An 11258-nucleotide genomic window follows, 5' to 3' on the forward strand; every position below is an offset into this window, starting at 1 on the left:
GAACTCAGCAGTGAAACGATGCATCGCCGATGGTAGTGTGGGGTTTCCCCATGTGAGAGTAGGTCATCGTCAAGATTGAATTCCGAAACCCCTGTCTGCTAATGCAGACAGGGGTTTTGTCGTTTCAGGCCTGCGTTATCGATCGAACTCAGGCTTACACAAACAGCTTCAACACATTACTCATCGAATCATCAGCAAACCCCTGCACAAACGCCTTGAACCCCGGCAGAGCCTCCACGCCCTCCTGCGCCGGTTCGGCGATGATGGTCCAGGTCGCACGGGACTTGCCCACTCCCAGCGGCTCAACATTCATGGCTGCCCACAAATTGGCCACGCCCAAGGTGTTGTAGATCGTGGTCCAGGTCATGTTCAACGCGTGGTCATCCCGCGAGTTGAGTTGTTCGACCACCAGGTTGCCGTCCTTGAAGAATTTCTTGCGCAAGGACGACACGCCCTCGCCCGTCATCTCAATGTGCGACAGCGCCGGAATGAACTGATCGAAGCCGGCAAAGTTGCCGACGATTGCCCAGACTTTTGCGGCTTCGGCCGGCACTTCCACCGACGACACCACGTAGCAGCCTTGAGGGTTTTTGATCAGGGTATCGGGTTGCAGAATGCTCATGGTTTTACTCCGTTTGGGTTGAATCAGATGAAGTTGATTTCTTTCAGGTAGTCGCAACCACGACGCAGCAGCGCCGGGGTTTTTTCCGGGTAGTGCGCGCCCATCTGCTGTACACCCGCCTGGGCATTGGCATGGCCGATCATCGAGATGTCGCCGATGTCTTCCTCAAAGCCGTTGAGGTAAAAACCGAGCACGCCGAACAGCGCGTTATCGCTATCGACCCGGCCCAGTTGCTGCTGCCAGTGCGCGACGCTAACCATCGAGAATTCCCGCCCGGCTTCGCGAAAGGACGCCACGTAGTCGTCCCAGCTCAGGGGCTCGGGGTTGTGCAGGTTGAACACGGCTTTTTCAGGCTGATAACGGCTGGCATGGAACGCGATGAACCGGGCGAGAAAGTCCACCGGCATCAGGTCGAAATTCAGCGCGAACTCCGGCACCTGGCCGAGCTGGATCGAGCCTTTGAGCATCAGCATCAAACGGTTTTTGTGCGGCTGACAGACACCCGTGAGGCTGTTGAAACTGATGTTGCCGGGGCGATAGAGATTGACCCACACCCCACGCTCGCGAGCCCGTTCAAGAATCCGTTCGCCGACCCACTTGGAGAGGTTGTAGCCGTTCTTGATATAGATCGGTGGTGTCTGCGCTGCGGGCAATTCCAGCACCCGGCCATCGGCGGCAATCGTGCTGGACGCCGAGAGCGTCGAGACGAAGTTGAAGACCTTCTTGCTGCGCCCTTCACACAACCGAAGGCACTCGAAAATCGGTTCGACGTTGTCCCGCGCCAGTGATTCGTAATCAAGTACGTGATTGACGTTGGCTGCGTTGTGCACCAGCGCGCCGAACTCTCGATCAAGGCGTTCGTAAACGTCATCGGACAGCCCCAGAGACGGACGAGTGATGTCCGCGGCATACACCCGCACCCGGCTCAGGTCCAGGTGCTCCAGACGGTTCTCGCGCAGTGCATGAGCAAAGCGCTCCGCCGCCGATTGCCCTCCGCCATCGCGCACCAGGCACGCGACTTCAGTGGCGCCCCAACCCAGCAGCGCCTCGACGATATGCACACCGACGAAACTGTTCGCGCCGGTGACGATCACCTTGTGCACATCGCCCATTTGGCTGACAGGCAACGGCTGAATATCCAGCTCACGGAAGGCATCCGCCAGGGCCTTTTCACTCAGCACTTCTTCAGTGCCGGAGCCGCGCACCAAGGTTGCCAACTTCGCAATGGTTGGCAGTTCAATGAAGCGGTTGATCGAAATACTGCGCCCGAACTCCTCGCGCAATCGCAGCAACATGCGCGATAACAGGATCGAATGGCCGCCCAGATTGAAGAAGCTTTCGTCGGTTGAAATGTCGCTGGCCGGCAGCTCCAGCAACTCGGCCCAGATCTCCAGCAGCAAGGCCTCATCGGCACTGACTGGTAAGCGCCGTGCGGTGTTTTCCAGGACGTTGACCGGCATCGCAAGCAACGCTTTGCGATCGACTTTGCCATTACTGGCGAAGGGCATACTGTGCAGTTCGGTCCACGCACCGGGCTGCATGTAGTCCGGCAAAAACTGCAACGCGTGAGCCTTCAAGGCCTCGCGAGCGGCACCGGGTCGGTCCTCCTGAGGCTGCGCGAGGAAGGCCAGAATGCGTCGCTGACTGTCGATGACCACCGCAACCTGGCGGTATAACTGGCTGTCGCGCAGGCAGCGTTCGATCTCTTCCGGTTCAACCCGAAAGCCGCGAATCTTCACCTGGTTATCCCGCCGGCCACACAGCTCGATGCCGTCGCCGGTCCACTTCGCCATATCGCCGGTCCGATAGGCGCGCAGGCTTTGGCCGCTTGGCAAGCTCAGGTTCAGATAGCGTTCGGCCGTCTGCTGCGGGTTGTTCAGATACCCCAGGCACACACCCGGCCCGACGATGTACAACTCACCGACGGTGTGGTCGGAGACGGGTTGCAAGTCCTCATCGAGAATCAGCACCTGACTGTTGGCAATCGGTGCGCCGAGGGTCCGGTTGCTGTCGCCGGGACGCAACTGTCGCGCGGTAATCAGCACCGTGGCTTCGGTCGGGCCATACAGGTTGTAGAGCTTGCCCTGGCGCGTCAGTTGCTCGATCACGTACGGTTCGCAAACGTCGCCGCCGGTCATCACATGATCCAGCCCCTGTAACTGATCCAGCGGCAGAATGCTCAGCAGTGCCGGTGGCAAAAATGCGTGGCTGAGTTGCTGGTGGCGGATCAGCTCGACCAGTTGCAAGGGGTCGCGGCGTTGGTCGTCACTGGGCACGATCAGCTCTGCACCCTGCAGCAGGGTCGGGAAAATATCGATCAGCGACGAGTCAAAACTCAGCGACGAAAACTGCAGCACCCGACTCTGTTCGGCGAGTTGTACGTAGTTGGCGTACCACGCAGTGAAGTGTGCAAGGTTGGCCTGACTGAGCAACACGCCTTTGGGATGCCCGGTGGTGCCCGAGGTATAGAGCGCCATGCACGGCGCATCGAGATCGGGCCGCTGACGCATCAAGGGTTGTTGGAGATCCACGTCCTCGATGTCGATGCGGCTGATATCCAGCCCCGGCATGTCGCTGGCGAGCGGGTGCTCGCCGTCATGCAGCAACAACACGGCCCCGGCGTTTGAAAGTATGTACTGCTGACGTTGCAGCGGATGGCTCGGCTCCAGCGGCAAATACACCGCGCCGCTGCCAAGAATCGCCAGAATCCCCGCATACAGCGCGCTGCATTTCGGCAGGCAGATCCCGACCACCAACGGTCCCTGATGCTTATCGAGCAGCGGTTGCAACTGCTGTTGGATAGCACGGCTATAGGCATGCAGTTGCCGATAGCGCAGCGTCGTACCGTCGATGCTCAGCGCGGGTCGTTCGGCGGATTGAACAAGGCGTTGTTCAAGGCGCTCGATCATCGGAATCTGCCCCAGCTCCAGCAGCCAGGGTTGAGCGGTGATGTTGAGCTGATGGACAAACGCCAGGTGTTCAAGCCACACCAGCGTGTCCACACGCTCAAAGTGGGCCGGCGCGGCCGGTTGTGCGTGCAAAAAATATTCGGCATCCCGGGAGAAGCGGCTGACCAGCAGCGCGACGTGATCCACCAGTTCCGCCACCGCTCGCAGGCGTAATGCCTGGCCGTTGCCGTAGGGCTCGTCGGCGATCGGCACGCGCGTGAACAGTGTCGAGTTGTACGAGCACAGCAGGTCCAGCGACGGCAAGCCGCCAGCCTCCGATCCACTGATACCCAGTTGCAGCGTCAGTCGCGGTGTTGCACCGAAACCCGAAAACGGTAGGCTCGCGTCGTCGATCAGCAAATCAAACGATGGCTGCTCAGTGAGCGTGTCGAACCGCACCAGAGAATGACCGTGTTGTTCAAGTTCCAGCGCCAGGTCGGTCAAGGCCTGGCTTTGCCCAATGAGCAAAATGTCGAGACGTCTCATGGATGTTCTCCTCGTTAAACCAGGTAGTCGCTGAGGGCGTCTTGCACGCACGGCGAATCGAGCAGCGAACTGCTACGGAAAAACCGCACGATGTTGGCGACCAGCGGATGATGACGATTGATCGGGAAGGCCAGCCCCGAGACTTCGCTCTTGAGTGCCTGACGCGCCGCGTCGTTGATCTGCAAAGACTCGATCAACCGGAAGTCGAAGGACTTCTGAATGTCGTTGGTCAGGTAATGGCCGATGAACACCGGCAGGATCTGCGCGATGCAATGGCGGTCTTCTTCGCTCGCGGTGTGCCAGTAGATGCGCACCAGGCGCGCCCAGAAGCCGGAGTGGCGACCTTCGTCCAGCAAGTGATCGGCCATCAGGCCTTTGATCGATTGCTTGACCGTGTCGTCCTTGGCGAACGCCGCGACATCGCCGGTCACGGTGTTCTCGGCAATGGCCACGCAGATCAATTCGACGGCACTGCGCAAGTGTTCCGGCGCGAGCGCCACGGCTGCCGGAATGGCGCGACTGAGCTCGATTTCGTCGGGCAATACGATCGGCGTGATGCCGGTCATGGCGACGGTCTGCTGCATGAAGTCCATGGCCACCAAGGCGTGGTAATCCTCGTCCACCACCACGGTCATGGCGTCGTAACGGCAGGCGAACGGGAACGCCACGGCGAAGCGATTCTTGGCGATGCTGCGCGCGGTCTTATCGACGATTTCGGTTTCGAAAATCACCACGTCGTTGATGAATTTGTAGAGCGTCTGCACCAGCGCGAAGTCCCGTTGCTCCGGGCATTCGCGCAGGAAGGTTTCGCTCAACACCAGCGGCTGGCGACTCAAGGGATAGATCAGCTTGTCATCGTTTTCCAGCACCCGCCGTGGGCGAGTGCGGATGGTCGCGCGGCTCTCCCAGGCATCGGCAAAGGATTGGTAATCGGCGGCGTTCATGCGCTCACCTCACGCAACGGCTCGCCCATGCTCAGGCGCAGGCCGTCCCACAGGGCGATGCGGCTTTCCACGGCAGCAATCGCGCTGGCGTAGACGTCCTCCTCCCGTTGCGGATTGCCATCGACCAACCGCGCGAGGAGTTTTTCCGCCGCCGGGCCGTGGTCTTCGGAATCGACTTCGATGTGCCGTTCCAGGTAATAACGGAAGGTCGGCGCTTGCTCGATGCCGATGCCCCAATCGTCGAGAATCCGCTGGAACATCTGCGGAATCACACTCTCACGACCGTGCAAAAACGCCGCTGCAACGCTATGTCCCGGTGCATGCAGCGCCGTGTGCAAGGTGTGCCGCACGAACTGCGCGGCGGCCGGGTCGACGTCCACGCTTTGCAACGCGACGTCGTAGCTCACGCCTTCTTGTTGCAACGCGACAAAGCGCTCCACGGCGACGGTGCTGGCCCCGACTTCGCGCATCGCATCCAGGTACAACTCAAAGTGGCTGTAATGACCCTGGGCCGGACGGTCATCGGATTCTTCACCCAGCACGATCTCGTTGATCAGGCGCGCAGCCTGCGGGTCTCGAGGCGGCAGCCAGGGAAGTTGGACGCAAGTCAGTTCCTGTTGCAGACGCTTGGTCAACGACATGAAGTCCCAGACTGCAAAGACATGGGTTTCCATGAAACGTTGAAGTACCGACAGCGAATGTATTTCAGAGAAAATTGGATGTGCACTAAGTTCGGCTTTCTTCTGGATGAGACGGTCTTTATTCGCTTTCATGAGTGAGCCTATAAGTAATCTGAGATGCCGTTAAGGAAGTTGCGATCAATCCGCGCCTGGCGTTTAAAGTTTTCAGTAGCCGAGCAAGTGCCTCCATCTAATTGATCGGTTTTCGTGGTTATGATCCGCAGGTCAAGCCTTGCAGGCCTGTGTGCAGTGCGGCGAACAAAAACTAATACACGAACAAAGTTCCCGGCAAGTCATTTTTTAATTAAATAAAAGTTCATATTTACTCGGCGCGACAAGTTCCAATAAAACTTTAACTGGCAGTTTTATTTGGGCGTAGTTGCTCCTTCCAACTAATTAAAGTCAGAATTGAAATGAAGAGTGAATGCCTCACTCGAAGCAACTTTCTTGGTTGAATCAGTGACATGACTTTAGAGGGTGGAAGTTGGCTGGGATCAACGCCGATGCTTCCTTTCCCGTGACAAGACTCCTTCCGTAGGTTCTTGTTGCGGGGACTGTTGCGCAGGTGCGCAGCGTCGCCCGTTCATTGGTTGTTGGCAGTCCAAGAGTGAGCGTAAATCACGGCAGCCGCTATCTCCGAGGCGTCATCTTCTCGGTGCAGTTATTGGGCTTGGGAGGGGAAAAGCGAGGGCAAGGCTTTAGAGCGGGGCTGAGCGCAGTCGTGACAAGCGAAAACGAGCAGTTTGTTCTGCTCGTTCTGGCTTGCCGGCACGGTTTACCGGGCGGTTTTCTTGTTCAGTGCATCAGGGCTGGCGAGGTAGCGCGTAATGACCTCGACGCCCCGGTTGAGGTGATGTTCGAGCAGCTTTACTGCGCGCTCGATATCGCGATCTTCCACGGCCAGCAATAGCGCCCGGTGATCGTCCTGGGACAGTTTGCCCAGGCCCATCGCTTCGAGGTTGAAACGCAGGAAGCGTTCTTCTTCGTTCAACCCTTCTTCGATCAGGCTCAACAAGCGACGGTTAGATGCCTTGCAGTACAGCGACATGTGGAACAAACGATTGAGACGGCCGATCTCGCTGTAGTCCTGCTCTGTCTCCATATCATCGATATGACGGGCAGAGGCTTCGAAGTCTTCTTTTTCGAGTAAGGGAATCGACAATCGCAGGGCCTCGGATTCCAGAAGAATCCGCAGCGCGTAGGTTTCCACGGCGTCGCCCTGAACCAGCGGTGCTACGACGGCGCCTTTATGGGCGACAACGTTGAGCAGCGCCTGGGCTTCGAGTTGGCGCAAGGCTTCGCGCACGGGCATACGGCTGACGCCGAACAGGTCGGCCAGGTCTTGCTGGCGCAACGCGGTGCCGCAAGGGATGCGCCCATCGAGAATCGCCGAGCGCAGCGTTTCTTCGATCACCGAACGTGCGAGGTGAGCGGGAATCGGCCCGCTGACTTTGATATTGCTGAGAGGGTTGGTCTTGTGTGGCACTACTCGCACCCTATTCGACTGAAATATTTGGATCCAAATGGACACTAGAGACTGCGATGAGGCTTGTCAAACAAGTCAGGTTTTCAATCGCAAGCTTTTCATGTCATTCACAATACAAAGTCTAGCCCGTCGCCCGTGATTGCACCGTGCCATTGTCTTTTGCCGGGCTAACCTGCACCATCGGCCAAATTCCATTTGCCTGCTCTGGATGCCTCGCATTGGCGGTACGTTTCGCAATCCCACGGATCTTGCGCTGGCTGTGCTGCGCGCTGCTGCTGGCCGGCATCATGCTGGGCGGCCTGCAGGCCGATTGGGACTTTTCGCTGATCAGCCGTCGCGCTCAGGCCCTGTACGGGCCGTTGGGTGAAGGGCAGCAGCGGATCGACGCCTGGCAGCATTTACTGGCCACGCAGAAGCAGGTCAGCGAGCTGGAGCAGCTCAAAGTGGTCAACCTGTTCTTCAACAATCAGGTGCGCTACGTCGAGGACATCGACCTGTGGCACGACGTCGACTATTGGGAAACGCCCATCGAAGCGCTGTGGAAGGGCGCCGGCGATTGCGAAGACTATGCGATTGCCAAGTATTTCAGCCTGCGCCATCTCGGCGTCTCCAGTGACAAGCTGCGCATCACCTACGTCAAGGCCTTGCGCCAGAATCGGGCGCACATGGTGTTGACCTACTATTCAAGCCCCGAGGCCATGCCGCTGGTGCTCGATAGCCTGATCAACGAGATAAAACCGGCCAATCAACGAACCGATCTGTTACCGGTCTACTCTTTCAATGCAGAAGGTTTGTATTTGCCGGGCGCCAAGGGCAACAAAAAGGTCGGTGACACCAAACGCCTGTCCCGCTGGCAGGACGTGTTGAAGAAAATGCAGGCCGAAGGTTTCCCGGTCGAAACGACAAACTAGGAGCACGCGCTCAGATGTCTTTGTTCAAACAGCTGTTGATCGCTATCTGTCTGTTCCTGGTGGTCGCCTTCACCGGCAGCTTCATGGTCAGCCTGGAAAGTTCGCGCACCCAGTACGTCAACCAGTTGCGTTCCCACGCCCAGGACGCCGCGACGGCGCTGGCGCTGTCCCTGACACCCAACATCGACGACCCGGCGATGGTCGAGTTGCTGGTCAGTTCGATTTTCGACAGCGGCTACTACGCGAGCATCCGCGTCGTTGACCTGAGCAACGACAAAACCATCGTCGAGCGCAGCGGGATTCCGGCGGTGAACAATGTGCCGGACTGGTTCGTCAAAATGATTGGCCTCGAAGCCGCTGGCGGCGATGCGATTGTCAGCCGTGGCTGGGAGCAGGCGGCGCGGGTCGAGGTGGTCAGCCACCCGATGTTCGCGTTGGCCAAGCTGTGGCAGAGCGCGCTGGGCAGCCTCGGCTGGTTGTTGGTCTGCGGTGCCGTGAGTGCGGTGCTCGGCGCGCTGTTATTGCGCCGCCAATTGAAGCCGCTGGACTACATGGTCCAGCAATCCCACGCCATCGCCCGTCGTGAGTTCCTCAGCCTGCCTGAGCTGCCGCGTACTCCGGAACTGCGCCGCGTGGTGCAGGCGATGAACCAGATGGTCGAGAAGCTCAAGGCGCTGTTTCAGGAACAGGCTGAGCGCAGTGAAAAACTGCGGGTCGAGTCCTATCAGGACAACCTGACGGGGCTCGCCAACCGTCGTTTTTTCGAGATGCAATTGAACGCCCGGGTGAGCAATCCGGAGCAGGCCAGTTCCGGTTATCTGTTGTTGCTGCGGGTCAAGGACCTGGCCGGTTTGAACCAGCGCTTGGGCGGTCAGCGCACCGACCAGTTGTTGAAAGCGGTGGGCGAGCAGTTGTCCCGCGAGTGTGCCAAATACCCGGAAACCCAGAACCTGGTCACGCGGATTCGCGGCGGCGAGTTCGCAGTGTTGGCGCCGGGGCTGGTGCGCGAAGAGGCGTTGCAACTGGCGCAGAACCTCGACAGTGCGTTGGCGAGCCTGCATGCGACAGGCGCCACCGACGTGGCCTCGGTGGCTTCTATCGGGCTGGCGCCGTTCGTTCATGGCGACTCACCGCAAGCGGTGCTCGGGCTGGGCGACCAGGCACTGGCGCAGGCCGAAAGTCAGGGCGAGCCGAGTTGGGCATGCCTGGATCACAGTGCGTCGGCCAGCGTCGGCGATGACCATCATGCCTGGAACAACTTGCTGGATCAGGCGTTGAATCAGCGGCGCTTCCAGCTGTATTTCCAACCGGTCGTGGCCAGCCAGGACACGCAACTGGTGCTGCATTACAAAGTGCTTTCGCGCCTGGTCGATGAGCAGGGCCAGACCATTCCTGCCGGGCGCTTCCTGCCGTGGCTGGAGCGTTTCGGCTGGACCGCGCGGCTGGATCGGCTGATGCTGGAATTGGTGCTGGAGCAGATGGCGGGCCACGAAGAGTCGCTGGCGTTGAACCTGTCGTCAGCGACGCTGGGCGATCCGCAAACGCTGAATAAAATCTTCGAGATTCTGCGCACGAATTCCAATCTCGGGCCGCGCCTGACCCTGGAAATCGGCGAGGAACAATTGCCCGAGCAGGCGATGCTGGAAGAGCTGACGCGGCGTCTGCGAGAACTCGGCTTCTCCCTGAGCCTGCAACGCTTTGGCGGGCGTTTCAGCATGATCGGCAACCTGGCGCGGCTGGGGTTGGCGTACCTGAAAATCGATGGCGGCTACATTCGGGCGATTGATCAGGAGAGCGACAAGCGCTTGTTCATCGAGGCGATCCAGCGCGCGGCGCACAGCATCGATTTGCCGCTGATTGCCGAGCGGGTCGAGACTGAAGGGGAGTTGTCGGTGATTCGGGAGATGGGGATTTATGGGGTTCAGGGGCAGTTGTTTGGTGAGCCCAAGCCTTGGCAGTGAGGCGGATGCCGCCTTCGCGAGCAGGCTCGCTCCCACAATTGAAATGCATTCCTATGTGGGAGCGAGCCTGCTCGCGAAAGCGTCAGTGCAAGCACCGGAAAATCTGAAGGAAAATTCCTAGGAGATTTCCTTCGAGTTGCGTCGGTTTTGGTGAACTTGTTCCGGGTAATGCGCAGGTCTAGTCTGGCCTTGTCACTGAATAATCGGTGACACGGACGTGCAAGTCCGGGTAAAAGACGACGCGCAACGCCATTGTTTTATGGCGGCTGTGCGTGGGAGATCTTTCTTCCGAGAATGATCTGCCGGGGTCCGTCTGCCCGGTCTTGCACACTCGCGCACAGCTGCCACCCCATTCGCGTGCAAGCGAACGGTCGTAGCTCCCAATACAGATGGAGATACAACATGTTCAAAGTAACGCCAAATCCGCCTTCTCCCCGCAGAGGCCACCTCTTCACCGTCTCCCCCGATATCCCCACCGAAGCCCTCCTGGCCAACGCCTCCGAAGACCTGCGCTCCATCAGCGCCATCGCCGCCGACCTGGCAGACGATGTCGACGGTTCACGCCGCTGCGTCGCGCTAGCGATTAGCCGAATGGCTGATGGGGTTCATTTGTTGGTGGAGCGAGCGCTGGATCACCTTGAATCGCCAGAGTTGACGCCGGGTTCGGGAGGATTGGCAGGATAAATTTGTGTTGGGTTGAAGTCCGCTTTCGCGAGCAGGCTCGCTCCCACAGTTGATTTCCAGTGAACACAATTATTGTGGACGACTGAAGTCCCATGTGGGAGCGAGCCTGCTCGCGAAGGCGCCAGCCCAGACACCCAAAAAGGCGGGGCCTTAGATCAACCCCGTCTCTTCATCATCAATCAAATGACTCAACCCGCCCAACGCCTCGCGCGCCTGGGTCCGGTCCATCAATTTGGCCTGTGCCGCCGGCGGCAGGTCGGTGACGCGGATCACGCCTTTGCTGGTCAGCACCTGGATCAAGTCGTCGAGTACCCGGATCATTTCCAGGTCGCTCTGCTTGAGCTGTTTGAGGCTGGTTTCCATCACTTCGTTGGCATACCAGGCCTGGATTTCATGGTGGTCGGCCGGCAGTGTTTCCGTGGCCTCGGCGTAGGCCGCGGCTTCCACGCGCACTAACTGGCCTTGCGCATCGCGTTGCACGTAGAACATGTGAGCATCCCTCAGAAATGAACCAGCCTCATGCTGTCAGCAGCATA

9 protein-coding genes and 1 rRNA gene are annotated in these 11258 nt (G+C 59.0%); 4 read left to right on the forward strand and 6 right to left on the reverse strand.

Going from position 1 to position 11258, the window contains the following annotated elements; all coding sequences use genetic code 11:
* A 5S ribosomal RNA gene (gene rrf, locus AC07N8_RS26935) occupies positions 1–75 on the forward strand; the annotation flags it as partial.
* 79 nt (positions 76–154) lie between these two features.
* On the opposite strand, the gene AC07N8_RS26940 is transcribed toward rrf, so the two are convergent.
* From AC07N8_RS26940 to AC07N8_RS26960, 5 genes are all read right to left on the reverse strand, one after another.
* Positions 155–622, reverse strand: coding sequence for an SRPBCC family protein (locus tag AC07N8_RS26940; RefSeq protein WP_493146689.1), 468 nt, complete (start codon positions 620–622; stop codon positions 155–157).
* A gap of 23 nt (positions 623–645) precedes the next feature.
* Positions 646–4056: an amino acid adenylation domain-containing protein gene (locus tag AC07N8_RS26945; RefSeq protein ID WP_493146691.1), complete on the reverse strand. Its 3411-nt coding sequence runs from the start codon at positions 4054–4056 to the stop codon at positions 646–648.
* Positions 4057–4070: 14 nt separating this feature from the next.
* Positions 4071–5000, reverse strand: coding sequence for a diiron oxygenase (locus tag AC07N8_RS26950; protein WP_483843942.1), 930 nt, complete (start codon positions 4998–5000; stop codon positions 4071–4073).
* Positions 4997–5773 carry a DUF3050 domain-containing protein gene (locus AC07N8_RS26955; protein WP_493146693.1) on the reverse strand — a complete coding sequence of 259 codons (777 nt, stop codon included), beginning with the start codon at positions 5771–5773 and terminating at the stop codon, positions 4997–4999. Before AC07N8_RS26955 ends, AC07N8_RS26950 begins: the two co-directional genes overlap by 4 nt.
* A 682-nt stretch (positions 5774–6455) precedes the next feature.
* Entirely contained in the window at positions 6456–7166 is a 711-nt protein-coding gene (locus AC07N8_RS26960; protein WP_493146694.1) for a GntR family transcriptional regulator, read from the reverse strand.
* A gap of 218 nt (positions 7167–7384) precedes the next feature.
* On the opposite strand from AC07N8_RS26960, the gene lapG reads away from it, so the two are divergent.
* From lapG to AC07N8_RS26975, 3 genes are all read left to right on the forward strand, one after another.
* Positions 7385–8077 (forward strand): cysteine protease LapG, encoded by a 693-nt coding sequence (gene lapG / locus AC07N8_RS26965; protein ID WP_483843939.1) that lies wholly within the window; start codon positions 7385–7387, stop codon positions 8075–8077.
* A gap of 14 nt (positions 8078–8091) precedes the next feature.
* Positions 8092–10038, forward strand: coding sequence for a cyclic di-GMP receptor LapD (gene lapD / locus AC07N8_RS26970; RefSeq protein ID WP_493146696.1), 1947 nt, complete (start codon positions 8092–8094; stop codon positions 10036–10038).
* 402 nt (positions 10039–10440) lie between these two features.
* Entirely contained in the window at positions 10441–10722 is a 282-nt protein-coding gene (locus AC07N8_RS26975) for a DUF6124 family protein (RefSeq protein WP_493146698.1), read from the forward strand.
* A gap of 150 nt (positions 10723–10872) precedes the next feature.
* Here the strand turns inward: AC07N8_RS26975 and AC07N8_RS26980 are convergent, their stop codons facing one another.
* Entirely contained in the window at positions 10873–11211 is a 339-nt protein-coding gene (locus tag AC07N8_RS26980; protein ID WP_007948790.1) for a hypothetical protein, read from the reverse strand.
* Positions 11212–11258: the final 47 nt, after the last annotated feature.

Source organism: Pseudomonas sp. GW821-FHT10C09 (assembly GCF_059415465.1).

What these genes read in the sequence shown, in the direction of transcription:
- AC07N8_RS26940 (WP_493146689.1), bottom strand. Translation starts at nt 622, where the DNA reads ATGAGCATTCTGCAACCCGATACCCTGATCAAAAACCCTCAAGGCTGC.
- AC07N8_RS26945 (WP_493146691.1), bottom strand. Translation starts at nt 4,056, where the DNA reads ATGAGACGTCTCGACATTTTGCTCATTGGGCAAAGCCAGGCCTTGACC.
- AC07N8_RS26950 (WP_483843942.1), bottom strand. Translation starts at nt 5,000, where the DNA reads ATGAACGCCGCCGATTACCAATCCTTTGCCGATGCCTGGGAGAGCCGC.
- AC07N8_RS26955 (WP_493146693.1), bottom strand. Translation starts at nt 5,773, where the DNA reads ATGAAAGCGAATAAAGACCGTCTCATCCAGAAGAAAGCCGAACTTAGT.
- lapD (WP_493146696.1), top strand. Translation starts at nt 8,092, where the DNA reads ATGTCTTTGTTCAAACAGCTGTTGATCGCTATCTGTCTGTTCCTGGTG.
- AC07N8_RS26975 (WP_493146698.1), top strand. Translation starts at nt 10,441, where the DNA reads ATGTTCAAAGTAACGCCAAATCCGCCTTCTCCCCGCAGAGGCCACCTC.
- AC07N8_RS26980 (WP_007948790.1), bottom strand. Translation starts at nt 11,211, where the DNA reads ATGTTCTACGTGCAACGCGATGCGCAAGGCCAGTTAGTGCGCGTGGAA.